The sequence below is a fragment of the Microbacterium sp. GXF7504 genome (assembly GCF_054798235.1).
The window spans coordinates 17010-40877 of record NZ_JBSJZI010000007.1; the positions used below are offsets into that span (position 1 = coordinate 17010).

Annotated in this window: 24 protein-coding genes; 8 read left to right on the forward strand and 16 right to left on the reverse strand. The window is 72.1% G+C overall.

All coding sequences use genetic code 11. From position 1 onward, the window contains the following. Position 1 precedes the first annotated feature (1 nt). Complete coding sequence (locus ACWAUO_RS14875) at positions 2–1057, reverse strand: hypothetical protein (protein WP_460776542.1); 1056 nt, start codon at positions 1055–1057, stop codon at positions 2–4. 121 nt (positions 1058–1178) lie between these two features. Here ACWAUO_RS14875 and ACWAUO_RS14880 point away from each other — a divergent pair, with 121 nt between their 5' ends. Further along, entirely contained in the window at positions 1179–2537 is a 1359-nt protein-coding gene (locus tag ACWAUO_RS14880) for an ATP-dependent DNA helicase (protein ID WP_460776544.1), read from the forward strand. A gap of 79 nt (positions 2538–2616) precedes the next feature. On the opposite strand, the gene ACWAUO_RS14885 is transcribed toward ACWAUO_RS14880, so the two are convergent. Then, positions 2617–3270, reverse strand: a complete 654-nt coding sequence (locus ACWAUO_RS14885; RefSeq protein ID WP_460776545.1) for a biliverdin-producing heme oxygenase — start codon at positions 3268–3270, stop codon at positions 2617–2619. Positions 3271–3332: 62 nt separating this feature from the next. After that, positions 3333–3638 (reverse strand): DUF2470 domain-containing protein, encoded by a 306-nt coding sequence (locus ACWAUO_RS14890; protein ID WP_460776547.1) that lies wholly within the window; start codon positions 3636–3638, stop codon positions 3333–3335. Positions 3639–3717: 79 nt separating this feature from the next. Between ACWAUO_RS14890 and ACWAUO_RS14895 the strand changes: the two genes are divergently transcribed. Next, positions 3718–4977 (forward strand): serine hydrolase domain-containing protein, encoded by a 1260-nt coding sequence (locus ACWAUO_RS14895; protein WP_460776598.1) that lies wholly within the window; start codon positions 3718–3720, stop codon positions 4975–4977. After that, the gene (locus ACWAUO_RS14900; RefSeq protein WP_460776548.1) at positions 4974–5855 is read left to right on the forward strand and encodes an EamA family transporter; all 882 of its coding nucleotides are present in this window, start codon (positions 4974–4976) and stop codon (positions 5853–5855) included. The genes ACWAUO_RS14895 and ACWAUO_RS14900 overlap by 4 nt, the downstream gene beginning before the upstream one ends. A 104-nt stretch (positions 5856–5959) precedes the next feature. On the opposite strand, the gene ACWAUO_RS14905 is transcribed toward ACWAUO_RS14900, so the two are convergent. Next, on the reverse strand, positions 5960–6916 hold the full coding sequence (locus ACWAUO_RS14905; protein ID WP_460776550.1) for a nucleoside hydrolase: 957 nt from the start codon (positions 6914–6916) through the stop codon (positions 5960–5962). A gap of 112 nt (positions 6917–7028) precedes the next feature. On the opposite strand from ACWAUO_RS14905, the gene ACWAUO_RS14910 reads away from it, so the two are divergent. After that, positions 7029–7865: a ribokinase gene (locus ACWAUO_RS14910; protein WP_460776551.1), complete on the forward strand. Its 837-nt coding sequence runs from the start codon at positions 7029–7031 to the stop codon at positions 7863–7865. 111 nt (positions 7866–7976) lie between these two features. Here ACWAUO_RS14910 and ACWAUO_RS14915 read toward each other — a convergent pair whose 3' ends face one another. The 7 genes from ACWAUO_RS14915 to ACWAUO_RS14945 all read right to left on the reverse strand — a co-directional run bounded on the left by ACWAUO_RS14915 (position 7977) and on the right by ACWAUO_RS14945 (position 13790). Continuing rightward, positions 7977–8921 carry a nucleoside hydrolase gene (locus ACWAUO_RS14915; RefSeq protein ID WP_460776552.1) on the reverse strand — a complete coding sequence of 315 codons (945 nt, stop codon included), beginning with the start codon at positions 8919–8921 and terminating at the stop codon, positions 7977–7979. A gap of 22 nt (positions 8922–8943) precedes the next feature. Beyond that, positions 8944–9549, reverse strand: coding sequence for a cyclodeaminase/cyclohydrolase family protein (locus ACWAUO_RS14920; RefSeq protein WP_460776554.1), 606 nt, complete (start codon positions 9547–9549; stop codon positions 8944–8946). A gap of 75 nt (positions 9550–9624) precedes the next feature. Beyond that, positions 9625–9861, reverse strand: coding sequence for a hypothetical protein (locus tag ACWAUO_RS14925; protein WP_460776556.1), 237 nt, complete (start codon positions 9859–9861; stop codon positions 9625–9627). A 117-nt stretch (positions 9862–9978) separates the two neighbouring features. Next, positions 9979–10743, reverse strand: a complete 765-nt coding sequence (locus tag ACWAUO_RS14930) for an iron ABC transporter ATP-binding protein (RefSeq protein ID WP_460776557.1) — start codon at positions 10741–10743, stop codon at positions 9979–9981. After that, the gene (locus ACWAUO_RS14935) at positions 10740–11771 is read right to left on the reverse strand and encodes an iron chelate uptake ABC transporter family permease subunit (protein WP_460776558.1); all 1032 of its coding nucleotides are present in this window, start codon (positions 11769–11771) and stop codon (positions 10740–10742) included. The genes ACWAUO_RS14930 and ACWAUO_RS14935 overlap by 4 nt, the downstream gene beginning before the upstream one ends. Further along, positions 11764–12753, reverse strand: a complete 990-nt coding sequence (locus ACWAUO_RS14940; RefSeq protein ID WP_460776560.1) for an ABC transporter permease — start codon at positions 12751–12753, stop codon at positions 11764–11766. Before ACWAUO_RS14940 ends, ACWAUO_RS14935 begins: the two co-directional genes overlap by 8 nt. A gap of 47 nt (positions 12754–12800) precedes the next feature. Then, a complete protein-coding gene (locus tag ACWAUO_RS14945; protein ID WP_460776562.1) occupies positions 12801–13790 on the reverse strand; it encodes a siderophore ABC transporter substrate-binding protein in 990 nt (329 codons plus the stop codon). A 245-nt stretch (positions 13791–14035) separates the two neighbouring features. Here ACWAUO_RS14945 and ACWAUO_RS14950 point away from each other — a divergent pair, with 245 nt between their 5' ends. From ACWAUO_RS14950 to ACWAUO_RS14960, 3 genes are all read left to right on the forward strand, one after another. Beyond that, positions 14036–14599 carry an NYN domain-containing protein gene (locus ACWAUO_RS14950; RefSeq protein WP_460776564.1) on the forward strand — a complete coding sequence of 188 codons (564 nt, stop codon included), beginning with the start codon at positions 14036–14038 and terminating at the stop codon, positions 14597–14599. 179 nt (positions 14600–14778) lie between these two features. Then, positions 14779–15345 (forward strand): manganese efflux pump MntP, encoded by a 567-nt coding sequence (locus ACWAUO_RS14955; RefSeq protein WP_460776566.1) that lies wholly within the window; start codon positions 14779–14781, stop codon positions 15343–15345. Between the two features lie 25 nt (positions 15346–15370). Beyond that, positions 15371–16621, forward strand: a complete 1251-nt coding sequence (locus tag ACWAUO_RS14960) for an alpha/beta fold hydrolase (protein WP_460776568.1) — start codon at positions 15371–15373, stop codon at positions 16619–16621. Positions 16622–16643: 22 nt separating this feature from the next. Here the strand turns inward: ACWAUO_RS14960 and ACWAUO_RS14965 are convergent, their stop codons facing one another. From ACWAUO_RS14965 to ACWAUO_RS14980, 4 genes are read right to left on the reverse strand one after another with little or no spacing between them, the layout of a single operon-like run. Beyond that, positions 16644–18311, reverse strand: coding sequence for a glycoside hydrolase family 13 protein (locus ACWAUO_RS14965; RefSeq protein WP_460776569.1), 1668 nt, complete (start codon positions 18309–18311; stop codon positions 16644–16646). Further along, the gene (locus tag ACWAUO_RS14970; protein ID WP_460776570.1) at positions 18308–19207 is read right to left on the reverse strand and encodes a carbohydrate ABC transporter permease; all 900 of its coding nucleotides are present in this window, start codon (positions 19205–19207) and stop codon (positions 18308–18310) included. Before ACWAUO_RS14970 ends, ACWAUO_RS14965 begins: the two co-directional genes overlap by 4 nt. Continuing rightward, positions 19207–20115: a carbohydrate ABC transporter permease gene (locus ACWAUO_RS14975; RefSeq protein ID WP_460776572.1), complete on the reverse strand. Its 909-nt coding sequence runs from the start codon at positions 20113–20115 to the stop codon at positions 19207–19209. The genes ACWAUO_RS14970 and ACWAUO_RS14975 overlap by 1 nt, the downstream gene beginning before the upstream one ends. Next, complete coding sequence (locus tag ACWAUO_RS14980) at positions 20112–21416, reverse strand: ABC transporter substrate-binding protein (RefSeq protein WP_460776574.1); 1305 nt, start codon at positions 21414–21416, stop codon at positions 20112–20114. The genes ACWAUO_RS14975 and ACWAUO_RS14980 overlap by 4 nt, the downstream gene beginning before the upstream one ends. A 123-nt stretch (positions 21417–21539) precedes the next feature. Here ACWAUO_RS14980 and ACWAUO_RS14985 point away from each other — a divergent pair, with 123 nt between their 5' ends. Continuing rightward, complete coding sequence (locus ACWAUO_RS14985; protein WP_460776575.1) at positions 21540–22715, forward strand: ROK family protein; 1176 nt, start codon at positions 21540–21542, stop codon at positions 22713–22715. A 150-nt stretch (positions 22716–22865) separates the two neighbouring features. On the opposite strand, the gene ypfJ is transcribed toward ACWAUO_RS14985, so the two are convergent. After that, positions 22866–23744: a KPN_02809 family neutral zinc metallopeptidase gene (gene ypfJ / locus ACWAUO_RS14990; protein WP_460776577.1), complete on the reverse strand. Its 879-nt coding sequence runs from the start codon at positions 23742–23744 to the stop codon at positions 22866–22868. Positions 23745–23868 lie beyond the last annotated feature (124 nt).

Below are 23868 nucleotides of genomic sequence, written 5' to 3' on the forward strand. Positions count from 1 at the left end.
CTCAGCCGGCGTTCATCCCGCCGATGTGGATCGACGCCGTGCCGTCGCCCAGCACGTCGATCGTGCCCGTGACGAGGAACGGCACGTCGGCCGAGACCTCGCGGCGGCTGCCGTCGGAGATCGCCCGCACCCCGACCTCGATGTGCGCGACGGCGGCGGTCTCGGGGATGCGCCAGCCCGCGCCGTCGGCGACGAGCGTCACCTGCGGCTGCTGCACGATCGACCACTCCGGCAGTTCGTCCACGCGGTTGTTCACGACGTACCCGAACGGGCACCCGGTCGGCTGCAGCACCTCCTGCCCGGCGCACTCGAGCAGGAACTCCTCCACGCGCTGCTGCACGAGGTCGGTGAACTTCTCGGTCGGCGCGGCCTCCACCGTCACCGGGACGCTGCGCATCGGGGCGTCGGAGAGTACCGCCACCCCGTTCGTGTGCGCGATGGCGGTGTCCACCGTCACCGCGTAGATGCCGGGGGAGAAGATGAGCATGGGGATCGACGCCGCCGGGTCGGCGTCGACGCCGTCGACCGACACCTGGCGCTTGTCGACCGTGAACCCGTTCACCGCGAAGACCATCGAACCCGTCACCCGCAGGTCGACGACCGCGAGCGGGCTCTGCGAGAACCGCCACGCCGGGGCGATCCCGATCCAGCCGTCGCGTTCGAGCCGGAAGGTCACCTCGCCCTCGTGCCCGGCCGCGGTGAACGCCACGTCGACGACGACCCGGTCGCCGTCCTCGCGTTCGTCCACCACCCGGGCGTCGCGGAGGTTCCCGAGCGCAGCCCGCCGCAGCAGCGCATCGGATGCAGTCGGCGGCAGCCCGGCGGACTCCAGCTGCGCCGAATCCAGCGCGACGCCGGGCAGCGCCAGCGCGTCGGCCGCCCGGCCGTGCTCGAGCATCGACAGGTAGCGCAGCACGAACGCGGACGGACTGTAGAACTCGCGGTAGAGCACGGCCGAGCCCGCGACGAAGGCCCCGAGCAGCAGCGCGCCGACGAGCGCCAGCAGCGTCAGGTCCCGCGCCGCCCGCGCCCGCTCCCCCTTGCCGGCCTCAACCACGGGTTCAGTCTAGGAACCACGACCCGCCGAAGGCTGACGCCGCCCTGTGGAGAATCGCGCCGCGTCCCCGCCGTCGTCCCGCAGGAGGGCGGGCGGCGCCGCGCCGCCTACGATTGAGCGGGTGATCACCGTTCCGCTGTCCACCGAGCAGGAGGCGCTGTTCCGCCTCATCGAGGACACCAGGGAGCACGTGTTCATCACGGGCCGCGCCGGCACCGGCAAGTCCACGCTGCTGCAGTACCTGTCGTGGAACACCTCGAAGCAGATCGCGATCTGCGCGCCCACGGGCGTCGCGGCGCTGAACGTCGAGGGGCAGACCATCCACTCCCTGTTCCGCCTGCCCATCGGGCTCATCGCGAACACCGAGCTCGAGCAGAACGACGCCACGCGCAAACTGCTGAACGCGATCGACACGCTCGTCATCGACGAGGTGTCGATGGTCTCCGCCGACCTCATGGACGGCATCGACCGGGCGCTGCGGCAGGCGCGGGCCAAACGCCACGAACCCTTCGGCGGGGTGCAGGTCGTCATGTTCGGCGACCCGTACCAGCTCGCACCGGTCCCGCCCCGCGGCGACGAGCTGCGGTACATGCGCGACCACTACCGCTCGAACTGGTTCTTCGACGCGCACGTGTGGGCGGGGCAGGAGACCGGCGACGGCCTCGTCGACCTCGGCCGCCACGGGGCGGCGCTGCGCATCGCGGAGCTCCGGCAGATCCATCGGCAGTCCGACGACGGGTTCAAGGCGCTCCTCAACGCGGTGCGCCATGGGCACGTGACCGCCGACATGGCGAAGATCCTCAACGACACGGGTGCCCGGCGCCCGCCGGAGCCCGGCCCCGACGAACCCCCGATAATCACGCTCGCGACCCGGAACGACCGGGTGAACGCGATCAACCGCCGCTACCTCGAGGAGTTGCCGGGCAAGTCGCAGACCGCGCAGGCCGAGGTGAACGGCGACTTCGGCCGGGGCGAGGCGGCGTTCCCCGCCGAACTCGAGCTGCGGCTCAAGGTCGGTGCGCAGGTGATGTTCCTCCGCAACGACGTGCAGCCCTTCGGCGAGGGCCCGCGGTGGGTCAACGGCACGATCGGCACCGTGACCCGGATCACCGGCGGCAGCGTCCGCGTCGAGGTCGACGGTGTGCAGCACGACGTCGAACCCGCCGTGTGGGAGCGGTTCAGGTACGCGTACGACCCCGCGACCCGGTCGCTCAGCCGCGACATCGTCGCGGAGTTCACGCAGTTCCCGCTCCGCCTCGCCTGGGCGGTGACGATCCACAAGTCGCAGGGCAAGACGTACGACCGCGCGATCATCGACCTCGGTTCGGGTGCGTTCGCCGCCGGGCAGACCTACGTGGCGCTGTCCCGGCTCACCTCGCTCGACGGGTTGTACCTCAGCCGTCCGCTGCGCCCGAGCGACGTGCGGGTCGACCCGGATGTGCAGCGGTTCATGCGGGACGCCCGCGCCGCCGCATCCTGAGCATTCCCCGCCCCGGAACGACGACGGCGCCGGGACCGCCCGTGGGCGGTGTCCCGACGCCGTCGTGCGTCCGGTCCGGTCAGGCGACCTGCGCCTGCTTGGCCCGGGCGAGGTCCTCGAAGAGCTCGGTGTTGAAGCGGTAGGCCAGCAGCACCTCGTCGATCACGCGCTCCTGCTCGGCCGCATCCCACGGGGTCTCGTCGAGCTGCTCGCGGTAGGTCTCCTTGAACTGGGCCGGGTCGGCGATGTCGTCGAAGACGTAGAAGCCGATCCCGTTCGTCTCGAAGCCGAAGCGGCGCGCCATGAGCTTGCCGATGAACTGTCCGCCGGACAGGTCGCCGAGATACCGGGTGTAGTGGTGCGCGACGAACCCGCCGGCCCACGTCGCGCCGACCTTGCGGATGCGCTCGACGTAGCGGACGGTCGTCGGCAGCGGCTCGATGCGCTCGCGCCAGTCCGGCCCCACCAGGAACTCGAGGTCGGCCTCCAGTGCGGGGAGCCGGGTGAGCCGATCGGTGATGAACGGTGCGGCGATCGGGTCGGTCTTCATCCGCTCGGCGGCGGTCTCCAACGCCTCGTAGATGAACCAGTGCTGGGCCACGAGCGCGATGTAGTCGTCACGGGTGCCTTCGCCCTTCAGGAGGTCGGACATGAAGCCGGAGCCCTCGCTGTTGGAGTGTGCCCCCGAGGACCGCTCGCGCAGCGCGGTGGAGAAGGGGATCGGGTCGCTCATGCGACTCATCATACCTTCAGGTAAGCAGAACCTAAATCGCTCGGTGACGAGAGGATTCCCGCTCAGTGGGGACGCGGCTCGATCCCGAGCTTCGCGCAGGCCGCGTCGTAGAGCGCGACGATCTCCCGGCGCACCTCGGCGCGCTCGCTGATGGGACCGCCCGGCCACGACACGCGCAGTTCGCCCTCGCCGGCCGTGCCGGTGACCTGCCAGACGCCGCCGTCGCCGTCGAAGCCGGTCATGCGCGACCCGGTGACGTCGGGGTCGGTGCCGAACGCGCGGGCGATGAGGAGGTTGTCGTCGGAGTGGTCGGAGTTCATGTGCCCGAGCACGCCGGCGAGGATCTGGTCGTCGAAGACATGTGCCATGCGTCCAGGCTAGGACCATCGTGATGGGGCTGTGATCTGCGTGTGTTTGAATGCTGGAGCACGACGACCGGGGGTGACCATGCAGTTTCAGTCCGCAGTGCGACGGACGGCTGCGGCGGCCATCGGCATCGCCCTCGTCCTCGCCGCCGCGACCGGCTGCGCCCCCGAGCGCGAGGTGACGATCGACCTGCCCGCGCAGACCGACGCGGCGTTCCCCGGCGAGGTGCAGACGCAGCTCGAGGATGCGGTCGCCTCGGCCATGACCGCGACCGGCGCGACCGGCGCGGTCGTCGGCGTGTGGGCGCCGTGGGCCGGCTCCTGGGTCGCGGGGGTCGGCGAAGCCGACACGGCGGACGCCTTCCGGATCGCGAACGTCACGCGGTCCATGACCTGCGACGTGCTGTACCAGGTGGCGGCCGAGGGCACCGTCTCGCTCGACGACCCGGTCACCGACTACGTCGCCAGCATCGCCAGCGTGCCGTCCTCGGTCACGCTGCGCTCGCTCTGCGACGGGACGAGCGGACTCGGGTCGTACTCGGCCCGCATCGGCTCGGACTTCCTGGACACCCCGGAGCGCCGCTGGAACCCCAACGAGCTCGTGGCCTACGGCGTCGGCAGCCTCGACGCGTCCCTCATCGGCACCACCTGGCGTGACTCCGACGCGGCCTACGTGCTGCTGGGCCTCGCGCTCGAGAAGGCGACCGGCCGCTCGGCGGGCGACCTCTTCGACGCCTACGTCGTCGACCCGCTCGGGCTCACCGCCACCGGGCTCCCCGGCGGCGGCGCCGCGGCCCCCGGCGACCCGGCCCTGACCGGCCTCATCTCGCAGCGCGCCGAGGACGGCACCGTCGCATGCGCCGACACCCGCGACGTCACGGTGCTGTCCTCGAGCATGGGCTTCACCAACAGCGGCGCCGTCTCGACCGTCACCGAGCTCGGCACCTACGTGCAGGCCCTCGCGACCGGCGCCCTCCTGCCCGAAGGCGCGGACCGGTTCGCGTCCCCGATGCCGGTCGGCCCCGACCAGCCCTCGTGGTTCTCCACCGCAGGAGGCGCGTACCTCGCCGGCTCGCTCATCGGGCAGTACGGCTCCGCGCCCGGCTACATCACGGCGGCGTTCTCCGACCCCGCCACCGGGCTCACGGTCGCCGTCGTGCTGAACAACTCCGTCGCACCGGAGTCGCTCGGCGCCTACCTCGCGTGGGAGCTCGCCGCCATCGCGTCGAAGGCCCCCGCCGCATCCGGCGAGACCGCGCCGCCGGCGGGGCTGCCATGGACGGCGCAGCAGTTCCACGACGCCATCACCGCCTACGCCGTCTGCGCCCCGCCCGCCTCGTGAGCGCGCGACTCGGGCGCACGCCCGCCATCGCGCTCGTGTTCGTCGGTCTCGCCTGCCAGGAGATCGGCGCGTCCGTCGCGGTCCTGCTGTTCCCGCAGACCGGCCCGCTCGGCATGGTCATGCTGCGCCTCGTGTTCGCCGCCGTCGTGCTGCTGCTCATCGCGCGGCCCTCGCTGCGCGGTCGCGACGCGGCGTCCTGGCGCGCCATCGCGTGCTTCGGGTTCGTGCTGGCCCTCATGAACGGGCTGTTCTACCTGGCGCTGGAGCGGTTGCCGCTCGGCGTGACGGTGACGATCGAGGTGCTGGGACCCCTCGTCCTGTCCATCGTCGCGGCACGGCGTGCGGCGGCCTGGGTGTGGGCCGCCCTCGCGTTCGTCGGCGTCGCGGCGCTCGGCGGCGGCGGTTGGGACCGGCTGGACCCGCTCGGCGTGCTCTTCGCGCTCGGGGCCGCCGCGAGCTGGGCCCTCTACATCCTGGCCTCGACCGAGACCGGCAAGCGGACCGCGGGGCTCGACGGGCTCGCCCTCGCGATGGGCTTCGGCGCACTCCTGGCGCTGCCGTTCGGACTCGTGGACGCCGGCGACGCGCTGCTGCGTCCCGACGTCCTCGCCCTCGGATTCGGCGTCGCGATGCTGTCGTCGATGCTGCCCTACGCGTTCGAGCTCATCGCACTGCGGCGGGTGCCCGCATCCGTCTTCGGCATCCTCATGGCGCTGGGGCCCGCCACGGCGTCACTTGCGGGGTTCCTGCTCCTCGGGCAGGGGCTGCACGCGCTCGAGATCGTCGGCATCGCGCTGGTCATCGCGGCGAGCATGGGTGCGGTGCTGACGGCCCCCAAACCCGCCGCCGAGGAGCCGTTCACCGAGCCCCTCGCCTGAGCCTCGGCGCCCGGACCGGCGGCCCGAACTCCTCAGATCCGGCGCTGTCCGGGCGGCGACCGGCGGACGGAGGCGGAAACTGAGGAGTTCGGGCACCGCGCCGGTCAGCCGGCGAGGATCGTGTCGACCAGGTGCTCGCCCACGGGCCCGTCCATCCGCAGCACCACGAGGGTGCGGACGCCGTCGTGGTCGCGGGGGCCCAGGCGCTGCCCGCGCAGGTCGGCGATCGTCTGCCCGCGGCCCGGGCCCCAGGAGGTGTCCACCTGCACCGGCACGCGCGGGGCGACGCTCGGTGCGAGAGCACCGGCGGCGATGACGGCCGCGAGCGGGTCGTGCAGCGCCGAGGCGCGCTCGCCGTAGGTCGGCAGGTAGAAGTCGAAGTAGTGGTCGAGGATCTCGCCGATCGCGCGGACGAAGGGACGCTCGGATGCCAGGAGCCGCTGCCGCTGCGCCTCGGTCAGCACGTGCTCCATGGTGACGTCGAGCGGCACGAGCGTGACGTCCCAGTCGGCGCCCAGCAGCGCCTCGGCGCCCTGCGGGTCGTTGTAGACGTTGGCCTCGGCGACCGGGGTGATGTTGCCCGGCACATGCGCGGCACCGCCCATGGCGACGGCGTGGGAGATCCGCGACGGGAGCGTCGGGTCGGCCTCGAGCGCCTGCGCGATGTTCGTCAGCGGGCCGATCGTGAGCAGCACGAGCCGGCCGGCGTGCTCGTGCGACAGGTCGATGAGCAGTTGCGCGGCCGAGCGCGGGTCGAGCGCCGTCGTCGCCCGCGGCAGCTCCACGCCGCCGACGCCGTTCTCTCCGTGCACCCAGGCGGCGCCGCCGCCGTACGGGTGGTCGACGTGGTCGTGCGCGCCGAGCGCCACCGGGATGTCGGGGCGGCCCGCGAGCGCCAGCAGGTCGAGGGCGTTCTGCGCGGCCTGCGCGGCCGAGGTGTTGCCGCTGACGGTGCCGATGCCGACCACCTCGACGTTCGGCGATGCCAGCAGGTAGGCCAGCGCGAGGCTGTCGTCCACGCCGGGGTCGCAGTCGAGGTACACGGGCAGGCGGTCGTCCATGGGGCTCCAGTCTTCAGCGCCCGTCGGGTCACGGGCATCCTTCGGTTATATCCCGCCCGTGTTGCCGGTTCGTGACACGGTGCCCGCCGGACGCCCGTGGTGGAATGGACGGATGCCACAGATCTTCGGCCCCCTCTGCGTGGTGGGCAGCATCAACGTCGACGTCACCGCATCCGTCGAGCGCCTCCCCGGCGCCGGCGAGACCGTGCTGGGCGGTCGGCTGCGTCGGGATGCGGGCGGCAAGGGTGCGAACCAGGCTGTCGCCGCCGCGCGGCTCGGTGCCCGGGTGCGGATGGTCGGCGCGGTCGGTGACGACGACGACGGCCGCGCGATGCTGCAGAACCTGCAGGATGCGGGGGTGGACGCCTCGGCGGTGTGGCTCGGCGAGGAGCCGACCGGCACCGCGCTCATCACGGTCGACGCGGCGGGCGAGAACCAGATCGTGGTGTGCCCTGGCGCGAACGACACCGTGACGGTCGACGGGGTGGACTTCGACCCGGCCGAGGCGGTGCTGGCCCAGCAGGAGATCCCCGAGGCGACGGTCGCGGCGCTCGCCGAGGTCGTGCCGGGGTTCCTGGCCGTGAACGCCGCCCCGGCGCGGCCGCTGCCGGGGGCGCTCGTCGCGCGGGCGGATCTCATCATCGTGAACGAGACCGAGTACGGGCTGCTGCCCGAGGTGCGCGGCGCGCGCCGGGTCGCGGTCACCTACGGCGCCGCCGGGGCCGCGATCCTCGAGCACGGCGCCGAGGTGGCCCGGGCCGCCGCGCCGAGCGTCACGGCCGTGAGCTCGGTGGGTGCGGGCGACGCGTTCTGCGCCGCGCTCACCCTGGCGCTGCACGCCGGCTGGGAGCCCGAGCGCGCGCTGCGCGCGGCCTGCGCGGTCGGCGCCGACGCCGTCACCCGGCTCGGTGCCCAGCCGCCGTTGCGCCGCCTCGACGCCTACGCCTGACCCGCGGCACGGGCCCCCGGAGGCACCGGCCGCCTGCGCACAACTCAGGCAGAATCGGCCTCCGGCGGCCGGATCGGGGCCGAAACGGTGATTCTGCCTGAGTTGTGAACGTCAGGCGGGGTCGCCGATGCGCTCGAGCGCGTCCACGACGAGGCCCCAGAACCGGCCGTGGTCGATGCCCGTCGCGGCGAACGTGCGGCAGTCGGCGGGCGCGGGGGCGCGGCGGTCGGCGAGGGTCATCCCGAGGGTGTGCGTGCCGGTCAGCTCGACCGCGAGCGGCACCCGCTCGGCCGGGACGACGGCCGCGTCGATGACGCGGGCGACCGCCACCGGGTCGTGCACGGGCGGGTGCTCGAAGCCCTGGGTCTCGAGGTAGCTGCGGCCGAAGAAGTCGAGGAGTTCGAGCACGAACCGGGCGGGGCCCGTGCCGACGGCGGCGATCCGTTCGACGACCTCGGGGGTCGCGAGGGCCTGGTGGGTGGCGTCGAGACCGACCATGACGACCTGCCACCCGGCGGTGAAGACGATGTGCGCGGCCTCCGGGTCGATGAGGATGTTGAACTCCGCCGCCGCGGTCCAGTTGCCGCCGGCGGTGCCGCCGCCCATGAGCACGACCTCGCGCACGCGAGCGACGATGTCGGGGGCGAGCCGGGCGGCCAGGGCGAGGTTCGTGAGCGCGCCGGTCGCGACGAGGGTCAGCTCGCCCGGCCCGTGCGCCCGCACCGTGTCGATGATGAGCTGCACCCCGTGACGCGGATCGAGTCCGCCGGTGGGCTCCGGGAGCACCGGCCCGTCGAGCCCGGACTCCCCGTGGGTCTCGGCCGCGGTCTCCTGTGCGCGCACCAGCGGCCGGTCGCACCCGGCGGCGACGGGCACCCCGGTGATCCCGGCGACGGATGCCACGGCCAGCGCGTTGCGGGTGACCTTGGCGAGCGTCTGGTTGCCGGCGACCGTCGTCACCGCGACGAGGTCGATGTCGGGGTTGCCGGCGGCGAGGAACAGCGCGATCGCGTCGTCGTGGCCGGGGTCGCAGTCGAGGAGGATCTTCGTGGGCACCCAGGAAGCCTACGCAGCCGCCTCAGCCCTCGCGGACGTCTGTCGCCTGCGCGGCCGCGGTGATGCGTGCGGCGTCCATCCGCTCCGCCGCCGCGAGGAGGTCGCCGGGTTCGTCGCCGCCGTGCCGGGCGATGAGCGCGAGGTCGCCGCGGAGGTTGATGAGCGCACCGCCGAGGCCCGCCGTGATCGCCTCGGCCGCGACGCCGAGGTCGGCCCGTACGCCGGCCGCCGTGTGGCGGGCGGTCTCGGTGAGGAGCGCGACGAGCGCGTCGCCGGTCTCGCCGAGCTGCACCGAGGTGCGGGCCCCGGTCTCGCACGTCTCGCGGATCGCCGCGTCGCGGTCGGGGTCGTCGGTCGGGCGGGCGAGGGCGGCGCCGAGTCCGGCGGAGGCCGCCGCATCCGCGAGCGTGTCGCGCAGCGCATCGGCCCGCAGCGCGTCCGCCCGGACGCGGAGCCCGTGCTCGTCGTCGGGGTCGCTGTAGGCGAGCACCATCGCGAGGAGGGCCGCGCCGATCCCCAGCAGCACCCCGGATGCGGATCCGCCGCCGGGTGCGCCGTCCTTCTGCGCGAGCCGGTCGAGCCATTCCTGCAGCGGCGCCGACGGCGCGGCGCGTTCCCGTGGATCCATGCGTCCATGGCAACGGGGGCCGGCGGCGGGTGTCAACGGGTGGCGTCCCGGGGACCGCCGTGCCAGGCGGCCGGGTCAGCCCCGGCGGCGACGGCGGTTCGAGAGCACGCCGAACACGCCGGCCGCGAGCACCGCGACCGCCCACGAGGTCACCTCGGACGGGGCTCCCGCCGCGGCGGCGGTCGCGGCGTCGACGGTCGTGGCGGCGTCCGGTGATTCCGCTGCGAGGGCGGGCACGCTCACGAGTGCACCCGCGAGGCCGACCGAGAGTGCGACGAGTCCGGCGAGCAGTCGTGACCACAGGGTTCTCACGTGACGCACCTCGGAACGGGCGGCTCCGGCGTCGCGCGGATGCGCGACGCTCCTTCGACGGTGCCCAGGCCCGAAGGGTCAGCCTAATGAGGGCCGGCGACGGACTGCGTGAATCACCTAGTCGCCCCGGTAGTACACGGCGAGGGGGCCGTCCGGGCCGTCGATGACGCGCACCGGGGTGTCGAAGATCTCGGTGAGCACGGCATCCGTCATGATCTCCGCCGGCGGTCCCGACCGCACCACCGCGCCGTCCTTCACCGCGCAGATGTGGTCGGCGTAGTGCCCGGCGAAGTTGATGTCGTGCAGCACGATCACGATCGTCTTGCCCAGCTCGGTCGCGGCGCGGCGGAGGTGGCGCATCGTGTCGACGGCGTGCTTCATGTCGAGGTTGTTCAACGGCTCGTCCAGCAGCACGTAGTCGGTGTCCTGGGCGAGCACCATCGCCACGTAGGCGCGCTGCCGCTGCCCGCCGGAGAGTTCGTCGAGGTAGCGTCCCTCGAGGTCGGTGAGGCCGAGGAAGTCGATGGCGTCGCTGATGTGCGCCTCGTCCGCCGCGGTCAGCCGGCCCTTCGAGTGGGGGAACCGGCCGAACCCGACCAGCTGGCGCACGGTGAGCCGGGCCACCACGTGGTTCTCCTGCCGGAGGACCGCCAGGAGCTTCGCCAGGTCGCGGGACGGGGTCTTCGCGACGTCGTGCCCGCCGACCTCGATCGTGCCCGCATCCGTGCCGAGGAGCCGTCCGATCATCGTCAGCAGCGTGGACTTGCCCGCACCGTTGGGGCCCACGAGCGCCGTGATGCCGCCCGCCGGCAGAGTGACGGAGACGGGGCCGATCGCGACCTCGGAGCTGTAGTCCTTGCGGACGTCGGTGAGCGTGATCACAGGCGGCCCTTTCTGAGGAGGATGAGGAGGAACACGGCGCCGCCGACGAACTCGATGATGATCGAGACGACGCCCTGCGCGTCGAACACGTGCTTCATCACGACGTACGCGCCGGCGAGCACCACGAAGCCGGTGAGCGCGACGACCGGGAACACGTACCGGTGGTCCGCGGTGCCGGCGAACTGGTACGCCAGCGTCGCGACCAGGAACCCGAGGAAGGTCAACGGTCCGACGAGCGCGGTCGACACGGCCATGAGCACGGACACGAGGGTGAGCGTCCAGATGAGCTCGCGCCGGTGCTGCAGGCCGAGCGCCGTGGCGGCGTCGCGGCCGAGGGCGATCACGTTCAGCCGCCGGGAGCGACTCCAAAGGAGCACGAGCGCGACGGCGGCGAGCGGGACGGCGACCGGGAGCAGCGCCGCATCCGCGTTCGACACGCTGCCGAACAACCGGGCGGAGAGCACGTCGAACTCGCTCGGGGTGAGCAGGCGCTGCATGAACGCGGAGACCGAGCCCAACCCGCCGCCGATGACGATGCCGACCAGGAGCGTGACCTGCAGGTCGCCGCGCCGCCCGGAGAGCAGCCAGCCGTAGAGCAGCAGCGCGAAGCCCACCATGAGCGCCACCTGCAGGAGGAACTGGCCGACGCCCTGCAACGCCAGGACCCCCGCCGTCCCCAGCACGTACACGGCCGTGGTCTGCACGGCGACGTAGAGCGCCTCGAACCCCATGATCGACGGGGTCAGGATGCGGTTCTCGGTCACGGTCTGGAACGCGACCGTCCCCACCCCCTGGCAGCACGCCACGACGGCCATCACGATGACGCCGGTCGTCCGCAGTTCCGCGATCCGCAGGAACCCGGCGGAGCCGAAGGGCATCGGGTTGTCCCAGGCGAGGAGGACGACCGTGATCGCGATCGCCGCCACGGCGAGGATGCCGACGGTGAGGGCGTAGCGACGCCGGGCCCGACGGGTGGGAAGGGCGTGAGCGGTGTGGGATCGGCGCGCCGTGCCTGCGAGCTCAGCCACGGCGCCGCTGCCGGAGGATGAGGGCGACGAACACGACCGAGCCGACGATGCCGAGCACGAGCGACACCGGCACCTCGAAGGGCATGATGACCGTCCGGCCGATGAGGTCGCACACGGTGACGACGGCGATCCCGAGCAGGCACACCCACGGCAGGTTGCTGCGCAGGTCGTCGCCGCGGGCCATCGAGACCACGTTGGGCACGATGAGGCCGAGGAACGGGAGGTTGCCCACCACGACGGTGACGACGCCGGTGGCGATCGCGACGAGGGCGGTGCCGAGGAGGACCACCCGGTCGTGATCCAATCCGACGCCGGTGGCGATGTCCTTGCCGAGCCCCGCGAGGGTGAACCGGTCGGCGGCGATGAAGACCGCTACGGTCACGGCCACGACGATCCACAGCGGCTCGTACTGGCCGCGCAGCACCGAGGTGAAACTGCCGGCGAACCAGACGCCGAGGTTCTGCAGCATGTCGGTCTGCAGCGCGACGAACGTGGAGACCGACCCGACGACCGCGCCCAGCATGATGCCGACGAGGGGCACGGTGAGCGAGGAGCGCAGCGAGATGCGGCGCAGGAACAGGAAGAACACCATCGTGCCGACGAAGGCGGCGGCGATCGCGCCGCCCATGCGTTCGAGGATGCCGGCACCGGGGTGGAGCACCATCACGGTGATGAGGCCGAGGCCGGCCCATTCGGTCGTGCCGGTGGTCGTGGGGGCGACGAACCGGTTCTGGCTGAGCAGCTGCATGAGCAGGCCGCACATCGACATGGCGGCACCGGCGAGCACGAGGGCGATCGTGCGTGGGATGCGGGTGACGGCGAACATGGCGGCGCCGTCGTCGGCGCCGACGACGTCGTACACGCCGGTGAAGAGCGAGAGGACGAGCAGGCCGAGCACGACGGCGCAGCCGATCAGCAGGCGGCCGTCGAGGAGGCGCCCGCGCGTCCGCGCGCGGGACGGGGTGCGGGGGGATGCAGACATGGGAGGGATGCGGGTGGGGCGCCGCGTGCGAGGCGGCGCCCCAGGGGTCAGCGACCCGACTCCAGCGCGTCCGCGAGCGCGTTGAGGAACTCGGTGTAGGTCTGGATGCCCTCGTTCGTGTAGGTGTCGGCGGGCATGTACACGATCCGGCCCTCGGCGACCGCGGTGACGCCCGCGAGCGCCTCGGAGTTCTCGAGGATGTCGGCGGCGGGGGTGTACGCCGGGTCGTCGGCCGAGACGGCCGCATCCCGGTCCATCACGAGGATCCAGTCCGGGTTCGAGTCCGCGATGGCCTCGACCGAGATGTCGTCGCCCTGGTGGTCGTCGGTGGCGCCCTCGACCTGCAGCGCGGGGGTCAGCCCGAGCAGGTCGAACACCGGGCCGAGCGTGCGCCCGACGGTCGGGGCGATGTAGCCGATCTCGCCGCCGGAGGTGGTGACGGCCATCACGGTGTCGTCCGCGTCGTACGCGTCGATCACGCGCTCGACCGCGGCGTCGAACCCGTCGACGAGCTCCGCGGCCTCGGCCTGCTTGCCGAAGATCTCGCCGAGTACGGTGACCTGGCGCTTCAGCTCGGCGCCGAAGTCCTCACCCTCACGGGGGTCGAGGTCGATGATGGTGGCGTCGGGGACGAGCGCGGCGATGTCGTCCTGGTACTGCGTGAACCGCTGCCCGTTGATGACGAGGTCGGGCTCGACGGCGACGAGCGTCTCGAGGTTCGGCTCGCGGTGGTTGCCGATGTCGAGGATCGACTCGTCGGTCTTGTAGGGGTTCGTGGCGGGCATGAGCGACACCGCGGCGGCGCTCAGCTCGACGCCCCAGTCCGACAGGGTCTCGAAGGTGCGGTTGTCGAGCGCCACCACCGAGGTCGGGGGCAGGTCGATCGTGTGCGTGCCGGTGTTGTCCTCGATCTCGACCGAGGTGGCGGGCGCGACCGTCTCGGCGGCGGGCTCCGCCTCCGCAGCGGCGCAGCCGGCGAGGGCGATCGCGGATGCCGCGAACAGCGAGAGCGCGACGAGGGGACGTGATCTGGACATGGGGGTGCCTCCTTGGCGTGGGACGACGGGCTGCGGGCGCGACGAAGGACGCGTTCGGGATCCGGGGGGATCGCCCGCAGCCCGTCTCGATGAGTTAGGTAAGGCATGCCTAATGAACGCGACGTCAGGCTAACCCAGCGGCTCCCGGTTGTCGAAACCCGCGTGTCACACGGGCCGGCCGTCGGCCGGTGCCCATGCGCCCCCGCATAGGATGAGCGGGACCGCGCGCCCGCGCGTCGAGGAGGATGCAAGTGGCCAGCGAACGCACGACGTGGGTGCTCGTCGACGGGGAGAACATCGACGCGACCCTCGGCAGCTCGATCCTCGGACGCCGGCCGCAGCCCGACGAACGCCCCCGGTGGGACCGCATCCTGTCGTTCATCGCGCGCACCTGGAACCAGCAGGCGAACGGCCTGTTCTTCCTCAACGCCTCCACGAACCTGCCGATGCCGTTCGTGCAGGCGCTGCTGGCGATGGGCTTCCAGCCGGTGCCGCTGTCGGGCGACGCCGACGAGAAGGTCGTCGACATCGCCATCCAGCGGACGCTGCAGGCGCTGCGCGACCGGCAGGACGACGTCATGCTCGTCAGCCACGACGGCGACTTCGTGGACGACATCGGCGCGCTCGCCGACGGCTCCCGCCGCCTCGGCGTGCTGGCGTTCGACGAGTTCCGCAACGCCGCGTTCGCGCAGATCCCGGGCGTGCGCCTGTACGACCTGGAGTACGACGCGGGCGCGTTCGACGCGCAGCTGCCGCGCGTGCGCATCATCCCGATCGACGAGTTCGACCCGGCGCAGTTCCTCCGCTGAGCCGCACGGGATTCGGCGTCCCGAAAGGATGAGAATCCGCCGCTCGGTTTGGGGCGTGCCCGTCCGGGCCGGAAGACTGGGAGGGCTCCCGCCGCGTCCGCCGGTGCGTTGAGCCACTCCCCGCCACGCGCCGACGGCCAGCCGCGTGGGCCATCCCCTCCCCGGATCCGGATCCCGTCGTGCCGTTCGTCACCCTGCTCCTGCTCGCCCTCGGCGTGTCCGCCGACGCCTTCGCCGTCGCCCTCGGCCGGGGGCTCTCGCTGCGCGGCGCGGTGGTGCGCAACGGCCTCGTGCTCGCGCTGGCCTTCGGCGTCGCGCAGGCGCTCATGCCGCTCATCGGCTGGCTCCTCGGCAGCGCGTTCGCCGACCTCATCGCCCCGTTCGACCACTGGATCGCGTTCGTCCTGCTCGTCCTCCTCGGACTCCGGATGCTGTGGGAGGCCCGTCCGGGCCGTCACGACGACGCGGTGGAGCCGGAGGACCGGTTCACCGCGCGCGAGGTCGTCGTGCTCGCGGTCGCGACGAGCATCGACGCGCTCGTCGTCGGGGTGAGCCTCACCGTGTGGGACGTGTCGATCTGGCTCGCCGTCGCCGTGATCGGCGTCGTCACGTTCCTGTGCTCCTTCGCCGCCGTGCTCGTCGGACACCGGATCGGCACGCGGTTCGAGAAGCCGGCGGAGGTCGTCGGCGGACTCGTGCTCATCGGCATCGGCGTCAGCATCCTGCTCGAGCACCTGCTGGCCTGAGAAGCGGCAGGCGTAGCGTGGAGGGATGCCCACCACCGTTCGCCGCATGCAGGACCTGACCGTCGAAGACCACCTCATCGAGGTGCCGCTCGTCTGGGGCGACCCCACCGATGGCCGCACCATCACGGTGCACGCCGCAGTGGTGAGCCGTGAGGGCGGCGAGCAGCTGCCGTTCCTCACGTTCCTGCAGGGCGGCCCCGGCAACGAGGCGCCGAGCCCGTTCCACGCCCCGACGAACCCGGGCTGGCTCGACGACGCGCTCGCCCACTACCGGGTGGTGCTCCTCGACCAGCGCGGCACGGGCAGGTCCACGCCGGTGTCCGACGGCATCCTCGACGAGTTGTCCGCCGCCGAGGTCGCCGAGTACCTGACGCATCTGCGCGCCGACAGCATCGTCCGCGACGCGGAGGCGATGCGCGAGCATCTGGGCGCCGAGACCTGGAGCACCCTGGGGCAGTCGTTCGGCGGGTTCACGACGCTCGCCTACCTGTCGACGGATGCGGGTTCGCTCGCCGACGTCTTCATCACCGGCGGGCTCAGCGCGATCGGCCGCCACCCCGACGACGTGTACGCGCTGTGCTACGACAAGATGCGCGTGATGACCGAGCGGTACTACCGCCGGTTCCCCGCGCACCGCGACGCGATGCGACGGCTCGTCGACCTCGCCGACGCCGGCCGGATCGTCCTCCCCGGCGGCGAGGTGGTGTCGCGCTCCCGGCTGCGGTCGATCGGGTCGCTGCTCGGCGGGGACAACGGCTGGCAGACGCTGTGGTCGCTGCTCGAGCACGACCCTGCGACGAACGCCTTCCGGTACGACCTCGCCGCCGCGCTGCCGTTCGGCGGCCGCAACCCGCTGTACTTCGTGTTCCACGAGTCGAGCTACGCCGACGGGTTCGCCACGGAGTGGTCCGCCGAGCGCACCGAGCCCGCCGACTACCGGGACGACGTGACCCTCCTCACCGGCGAGCACGTCCGCCGCGAGTGGGCGCAGACGGTGCCGGCGTTCCAGCCCTGGGCCGAGGTCGTCGACATCCTCGCCGCGCACCCCTGGCCGCGGATCTACGACGCGGACCGCATCCGCGAGGCAGACCCGACCGGCGCCGCCGCGATCTACGTCAACGACGTCTACGTGCCGGTGGAGTTCTCGCTCGAGACCGCGGCGCTCATGCCCGGCGTGCAGACCTGGGTCACGAGCGAGCACGAGCACTCGGGCCTGCGCACCGGCCGGGTGCTCCCGCGCCTCATCGAGCTCGCGCAGCACCGTCGCGTCCGCTGACGGCGCGCCGCCGCATCCGCCCTCAGCGCACGCGGAGCCACACCGTCGTCGCGGCGGGGAGCCGCCCGGCCTCGACCGGGGCGCTCGCGAGCAGCACCTCGCCGTCCGGGAGCGGCACGGGGTCATCGCCGAAGTTCGTGACCGTGCGCCAGCCGCCGGGGCGGGTGAACGACAGCACGGATGCGGCCGCCTCGTCCCAGACGAGGTCCTCGGCGCCCTGCAGCTCGCGGCGCAGCCGCAGCGCGTCGCGGTAGAGCTCCAGGGTCGAGCCGGGGACGCCGTTCTCGGCCTCGACCGCCACGTCGCCGAACCACGTCGGCTGCGGCAGCCACGCGCCGTCGTCGCCGAACCCGAACGACGACCCGCCGCGGGTCCACGGCAGGGGCACCCGGCATCCGTCTCGGCCGAGGCCGTCGAAGCTCCAGCCGTCCTGGCCGACGCACCGCAGGTACGCCGGGTCCTGCCGCGCCTCGGGCGGCAGGTCGCCCACCTCGTGGAGACCGAGCTCCTCGCCCTGGTACAGGTACGCCGACCCCGGGAGGGCGAGCATGAACAGCGTCGCCGCCCGCGCACGCCGCAGGCCCAGGGCGAGGTCGACGCCGTCGGCCGGTGCGCCGGCGAGGATCCACTCGACGCCCTGCTTCTTATCGGTCCGGCCGCCGAGGGGCGGCAGCCCGTACCGGCTCGCGTGCCGGACCGAGTCGTGGTTCGACAGCACCCAGGTCGACGACGACCCGGATGCGGCGACCTGCGCGAGGTTGTCGGTGACCACGGCGCGGAACTGCGCCGCGTCGAAGTCGGCGTTCAGCAGGTCGAAGTTGAACGCCTGCCCGAGGCTCGTCGGCGCGGCGTACCGGGCGCGGCGTTCGGCGTTCGCGACCCACGCCTCGGCGACCGCGGTGCGGGGCGGGTCGTATTCGTCGAAGAGTCGCCGCCACTCGGCGTACACCTCCTGCACCTCGTCGCGGTCGCGGAGCGGGTGCCGCCCGTCGGCGCCGTCCATCGCCTCCAGTTCCGCCTGTGTGGGCAGCGGGTCGGGCAGGTGCTTCACCAGCATGTGGGCGACGTCGATGCGGAATCCGTCGACGCCGCGGTCGGACCAGAACCGCAGGGTGCGTAGGAAGTCCTCGCGCACCTCCGGGTGGTCCCAGTCGAAGTCCGGCTGCTCGGTGGCGAACGAGTGCAGGTACCACTGCCCGTCGCCGACGGGTTCCCACGCAGGCCCGCCGAACACGCTGGTCCAGTCGGCGGGCGGCAGTTCGCCGCGCTCGCCGCGGCCGTCGCGGAAGATGTACCTGTCGCGGGCGGCGCTCCCGCGCCCTTCGGCCAGCGCCTCCTGGAACCACGGATGCTGATCGGAGGAGTGGTTCGGCACGATGTCGACGATCATCCGGATCCCGGCGTCGTGCAGCGCCGCGATGAGTTCGTCGAACTCGTCGAGGGTGCCGATGCGCGGGTCCACCCCACGGTAGTCGGCGACGTCGTAGCCGCCGTCCGCGAGCGGCGAGGGGTAGAAGGGGCTGAGCCACACCGCATCCACCCCCAGCCGTTGCAGGTAGGGGACCCGCGACGCGATGCCGCGGAGGTCGCCGATCCCGTCGCCGTCCGCGTCCGCGAACGAGCGCGGATACACCTGGTACACGGTGGCCTGCCGCCACCAGTCGGCCGTGGGGGTCGTCGTCACCGTCATCCCTTCAATGCTCCCTGGGTCACGCCCTCCATCACCCATCGCTGGGCGAACAGGTACGCGATGATCGCCGGCGCCATCGCCATGAGATACGAGGCGAAGGCGACGTTGTACTGGCTCGAGAACTGGTTCTGGAAGAGGTTCTGCCGCACCGGCAGCGTCTGCAGGTCCGCATCCGAGATGATGAGCGACGGCATCATGAAGTCGTTCCACGCGTAGAGGAACGCGAAGATGCCGACGGTCGCGCTCATGGGTGCGAGCAGCGGGAAGATGAGCCGCCAGAACACCTGCCAGGTCGAGGCGCCGTCGATGCGGGCGCTCTCCTCGAGCTCCATCGGGATGGAGCGCAGGAACGCGGTGAACAGCAGGATGCTGAAGCTCATCTGGAACATCGTGGCCAGCAGGATGACCCCGAGCGGGTTGTCGAGGCCGACGCGTCCGGTGAGCTGGATCTGCGGCAGGGCGACGACCGGGAACGGGATGAACATGGCCGCGAGCAGGTAGAAGAACGACCAGCGGAAGAAGCGGCGGTCCCAGTTGCGGACGATCGCGTACGACGCGAACGCGGACAGGATGATCGTCGCGACGACGGTGCCGGCCGTGACGAGGAACGACATGGCGAACCCGACCGGGAACTTCGTGAGGTTCCAGGCGTCGATGAATCCCTGGATGCTGAACGGCATCGGCAGGCTGAAGGCGTTGCCGTCGACGGCCTGCCCCGAGGTCTTGAACGCCATCGACACGGTGACGTACAGCGGCAGCAGCACGGTCACCGCGCACAGCAGCAGGATGACGGTGGTCGACCATCTCGAACGCTCGGCCCGGCTGCCGCGTCGACGGCCGGGGTCGGGGACGACGACGGATCTGGTGTTCGCCGCGGGTGCGGTCTGCGTGGCCATCAGAGTGCGTTCCTTCCGCGGGTGACCGAGAGTTGGAGGACGGCGATGACCACGGTGACGATGAAGAACAGCGTCGCGGTGGCCATCTGGTAGGCGTAGTCGCCGGTCTGGAACCCGCGGATGATCGTCATCGCGATGCTGCGGGTGGACGTGCCGGGGCCGCCGCCGGTGAGGCCGACGATGATGTCGTACGCGTTCAGGAAGTTCTTGAACCCGAGGATCACGTTGATGACGACGTATCCGGCAACGAGCGGCACCGTGATGCGCAGCAGCTGCTGCCGTTTCGAGGCGCCGTCGATGGATGCGGCCTCGTACACGTCGCCCGGCACCGACAGGAGCCCGGCGATGTAGATGAGCAGTGCGCTCGGGATCGCCTGCCAGGCGGTGACGATCACGATGCCGAGCCACGCCAGGTCGGGGTTGGCGAGGATGCTCTCCGAGAGGAACGGGATGCCGAGCGCCGAGCCGACGGCCGGCAGGCTGTTCTGGAAGAGGAACTGGAAGACGTAGGCGATGATGATGCCCGAGACGACCATCGGGATGACGAACACCGCGCGCAGCCCGGTCTTCATCCGGATGCGGGCGGTGAGCCCGACCGCGAGGAGGAACGCGAGGACGTTCACGAGGATCACGGTCACGAACGAGAAGCCGAACGTGAACAGGAAGCTCGAGAGCACCGCCGGGTCGCTGAACACGGCGATGTAGTTCGTGAAGCCGATGAAGTTCCAGTCGCCGAGGCCGATGGAGTCGGTGAAGCTGAAGAAGATGCCGATCACCCCGGGCAGCGTGATCGCGAGGGTCAGCAGGATCAGCGGTGGGAGCAGGAAGGCGTAGTAGATCGGCTCCACCCGCCCGCCGCGGCGGACCGGCTTGTCGCTGCCGGTGACGATCGTGGTCGTCTCGCTCATCGGTCGGTCTCCTCGCTGCCGGCGGCGACCGGCTGGCGGAAGGCCAGGCGCGCCCAGTCGGCGTCCATCGTGCGCAGGATGCCCTCCGCATCCGATCCGAGGGCGAGGGCCTGCGCGTAGTTCTCGGTGGGGATGGCGCGCGGGTTCAGCACGCCGGGGCCCTGGTAGACGGCGCCCTCGTTGTAGTACGCGATCATCCCCGCGATCCGCGGGTCGCTCGGGTCCTGTCCGGTCGTGGTGGGCACGAACCCGAGTTGCGACTCGTTGTAGGCCTGGATGCGCTCGGGGTCGAAGAGGAACTCGAGGAAGTCGTAGGCGCCGTCGGGGTTCGCGGCCTCCTCGGGGATCATCGTGACGAGGTCCATGTTCACGCGGACCTTGAGGTCGGCGGGGTCGTCGGTCATCGGCAGCGGGAACGTGCCGAGTTCGAGGTCGGGCGCGGTCTTCGCGATCTCACCGAACGCCCATGGGCCCTGCAGCAGCATCGCGCCCTCGCCCTTGGCGAAGCCGACGTTGCCGGCGTCGTAGCCGCGGCCCTTCGCGCCCGGCTGCGTGTACTCGGCGGCGAGGAGCTGCATCTTCTCGACCGGCTCGAGGAAGTCCTTCTGGAACGAGACCTCGGAGTCGGGGCCGACGTCCTCGCCCTCCTCGGCGAGCCGCTCGTAGAAGTCCAGCACGTCGATCGAGCCGCCGACCGCGTAGTCGAACCAGCCCTGGTTGACCGTCCACGCGTCGGCGAACGTGGCGTAGAACGGCGGGATGCCGGCGGCCTTCAGCGCGTCGCACACCTCCAGCAGCTCCGTCCAGGTCTGCGGCACCTCGAGGCCCTGCTGCTCGAAGATCTCCATGTTGTAGATGACCGAGGCGCCCATGACCGAGTAAGGGAGGGCGGTGGTGCGACCCTCGCAGACGCCGTACTGCTCGAGCAGCGGCTGCATGTCCTCACGGATGGTGGCGGCCGCCTCGGTCTCGGAGAGGTCTTTCAGCGCGCACCGCTGCACGAACCGCGCGACCTCCTGGTTGTAGTTCGCGAGCATGAGATCGGGCGGGTTGCCGCGGACGAAGCTCGCCGAGACGACGTCGATGCCGGAGGTGTCCATCTCGACGACGTACTCGTCCTGCGAGTCGTTGTATTCGGCGACGACGTCGTTCATGAAGTCGATCGCCTCGCGCTTGCTGAAGGTGAAGTGGATCGGCTCCGGGCCGGAGCCGGGACCGCATGCGACGAGCAGCGGTGAGAGCAGTGCGCCGCCGATGGCGGCGGCCGTCAGGCGTCTGGTGCGCCTCGAGAGTGCAGACATCATCGTCCTTCCCGGGGGTGGAAGCGCATAGATCCAAGCAGTAAATCTAAAGCCCGTATCTAAGCGTGGAGACCACTGTCGCACCCGCCTGCGCGCCCGTCAACCTCTTGTATTGTCGGGAACATGACTCTCGGTTCGGCGAGTTCGCCGCAGCTGCTGCGCCGGATGAACTCGGAGGCGGTGGTGCGGTTCGCGCTGGATGCGGACGAGTTCACCGCGGCCGAGGCGATGGCCGCGACCGGTCTCACTCGCTCGACGGTGCTGACCGTGTGCGACGACCTCGTCGACACCGGCTGGCTCGACGAGGTCGCGGACAGCCGCGCCGCCGGACTCACGGTGAAGGGGCGACCCGCCCGCCGGTACCGCCTGCGCGGCGACGCCGGACTCATCGCCGCGGTGGACGCGGGCGAGCACCGCATCACGGCGGCCGTCGCCGACCTCCGCGGCCGCATCCTCGCCGAACGCTCGGGCTCGCACGGTGAGGACGGCGCCGCGCGGCGGGCGGTCGCCGCATCCGTGCTCGAGGCGGCCGTGGCGGCCGCGGGCGGCGTGCCGTCGGACGTGCTGCTCGTCGTCGTCGGCGTGCCCGCGCCGGTGGATGCGGACGGACGCTCGCCGGAGGGCGAGCACGGCTACTGGGCCGCCATGAACCCCGGGTTCGACGACCTCGTGCCCGGGGCGGCCGCGGTCGTCGAGAACGATGCGAACCTCGCCGCGATCGCCGAGCGCATCCACGGCGGCGGGGCGCGTCTGGAGCACGTGGTGACGGTGCTGTCGGGCGAGCGGCTGGGGGCCGGGGTCATCGTGGACGGTCGCCTGCTCCGCGGTGCGCGCGGCGGGGTGGGCGAGATGCGCTTCCTCAGCGTCGTCGAGGGCGCGGGATCCGCGGCAGGCATCGCCGCCCTCGCGCGCACCTGGGCGGCGGATGCGGTCGCCGCCGGCGCCGCGACGAGCCTCACGGCCGAGGCGGGCGCCGAGGACGTCTTCGCGGCCGCGGCCGAGGGCGACGAGGTGGCCGGGGAGATCATCGCGCGGCTGGGGGAGCGGGTGGCGCGGTTCGCCGCGGTGCTCGAGAGCCTGCTCGACGTCGAGCGCGTCGTCATCGCGGGCGCGATCGCCGACGCGGTGGAACCCGTGCTGCGGGAGGCCCGCCGGGTGCTCGACCGCGAGTTCCAGCCGCCGACGCCCGAGGTCGTCGCGAGCACCCTCGGCGCGGAGGTCGTGGTGCTCGGCGCGATCGAGTCGGCCCGAGACCGCATCCGCGAGGCGCCGCTCGCGTTCACGCCGCGCGCGCGCTGACCGCGGCCGCCGGCACCCGCCGGGTGGGTGCCGGGCATCCGCCGCGTCGGGCGCCGGCATCCGCCGCGTTGGGCGCCCGAACTCCTCAATTCCGGGGTGTTTCGTGCCCGCGGCACCCGGTCGTCGCAGAAACTGAGGAGTTCGGGCGCGTCAGAGCTGCGAACCGTCGACGGCGAATGTGTCGCAGGCGCCCGCGCCGCCGTCGTAGCCGACGTCGAACCAGCGCTGGCGCTGCTCGCTCGAGCCGTGGGTCCACGATTCCGGATCGACGCCGCCGCCCGACTGCTGCTGGATGTGGTCGTCGCCGACGGCGGCCGCCGCGTTCAGGGCGTCGGTGATCTGCGCGCTGGTGGGCGCCTGCAGGAACGGGGTGCCGTTCTCGTCGTCGGCGACCGTCATGCCCGCGACCCACGCGCCGGCGTAGCAGTCGGCCTGCAGCTCGGTGCGCACGCCGTTGCTGTCGGGGCCGGTGCCGTTGTCGGGATGCTGCTGGAACACCCCGGTCAGCGCCTGGATGTGGTGCCCGTACTCGTGCGCGAGCACGTACAGCTGCGCGAGCGGTCCGGCGGAGGCGTCGAAGCGTTCGCGCAGGAGCGAGAAGAACGTCGGGTCGACGTACACGGTCTCCTCCGGCGGGCAGTAGAACGGGCCGACCGCGTTCGAGGCCGTGCCGCACTGCGTGGGCGTGGAGCCGTCGACGACGATGAGCTGCGGCGCGCGGTACCCCTCGAGCTGGCCGGCCCAGAACTCGTCGAGCGCGAGGGAGGCGGCGGCGAGCCGGCAGCCGTCGTTCGCATTGGCATCCTGGCCGGTCTCGCAGTTCTCGATCTCGGTGCCACCCGGGTCGGCGTTCGGGTCGGGCGCCGTCCCGCCGCCGAGGAGCGACGAGAAGTCACCGCCCGTGAACAGGTTCAGCAGCAGCACGACGACGGCGCCGAGCCCGACCACCCCGCCGCCCGCGACGGCGACGCCCGCGCCGCGGCGTCGTGCCCGGTTGCCGCCCACGCGGGCGTTGTCGTTGAACGTCATGCGCTCACGGTAGGGCCCTCCGCGCCCGCGCGACCCCTGCTTGACGGCGGCGCCCGCGATGGCGCAGGGGCCCACCCCGCGTCGCGGGTGCCGCGCGTCGCGGCCCCCGCACCGCGGCCCGCGC

Coding starts and splice junctions, on each gene's coding strand:
- ACWAUO_RS14885 (WP_460776545.1), bottom strand. CDS start 3,270: ATGAGCGACCCGATCCCCTTCTCCACCGCGCTGCGCGAGCGGTCCTCG.
- ACWAUO_RS14890 (WP_460776547.1), bottom strand. CDS start 3,638: ATGGCACATGTCTTCGACGACCAGATCCTCGCCGGCGTGCTCGGGCAC.
- ACWAUO_RS14895 (WP_460776598.1), top strand. CDS start 3,718: ATGCAGTTTCAGTCCGCAGTGCGACGGACGGCTGCGGCGGCCATCGGC.
- ACWAUO_RS14905 (WP_460776550.1), bottom strand. CDS start 6,916: ATGGACGACCGCCTGCCCGTGTACCTCGACTGCGACCCCGGCGTGGAC.
- ACWAUO_RS14910 (WP_460776551.1), top strand. CDS start 7,029: ATGCCACAGATCTTCGGCCCCCTCTGCGTGGTGGGCAGCATCAACGTC.
- ACWAUO_RS14920 (WP_460776554.1), bottom strand. CDS start 9,549: ATGGATCCACGGGAACGCGCCGCGCCGTCGGCGCCGCTGCAGGAATGG.
- ACWAUO_RS14940 (WP_460776560.1), bottom strand. CDS start 12,753: ATGTCTGCATCCCCCCGCACCCCGTCCCGCGCGCGGACGCGCGGGCGC.
- ACWAUO_RS14945 (WP_460776562.1), bottom strand. CDS start 13,790: ATGTCCAGATCACGTCCCCTCGTCGCGCTCTCGCTGTTCGCGGCATCC.
- ACWAUO_RS14950 (WP_460776564.1), top strand. CDS start 14,036: ATGCAAGTGGCCAGCGAACGCACGACGTGGGTGCTCGTCGACGGGGAG.
- ACWAUO_RS14960 (WP_460776568.1), top strand. CDS start 15,371: ATGCCCACCACCGTTCGCCGCATGCAGGACCTGACCGTCGAAGACCAC.
- ACWAUO_RS14965 (WP_460776569.1), bottom strand. CDS start 18,311: ATGACGGTGACGACGACCCCCACGGCCGACTGGTGGCGGCAGGCCACC.
- ACWAUO_RS14970 (WP_460776570.1), bottom strand. CDS start 19,207: ATGGCCACGCAGACCGCACCCGCGGCGAACACCAGATCCGTCGTCGTC.
- ACWAUO_RS14975 (WP_460776572.1), bottom strand. CDS start 20,115: ATGAGCGAGACGACCACGATCGTCACCGGCAGCGACAAGCCGGTCCGC.
- ACWAUO_RS14980 (WP_460776574.1), bottom strand. CDS start 21,416: ATGTCTGCACTCTCGAGGCGCACCAGACGCCTGACGGCCGCCGCCATC.
- ACWAUO_RS14985 (WP_460776575.1), top strand. CDS start 21,540: ATGACTCTCGGTTCGGCGAGTTCGCCGCAGCTGCTGCGCCGGATGAAC.
- ypfJ (WP_460776577.1), bottom strand. CDS start 23,744: ATGACGTTCAACGACAACGCCCGCGTGGGCGGCAACCGGGCACGACGC.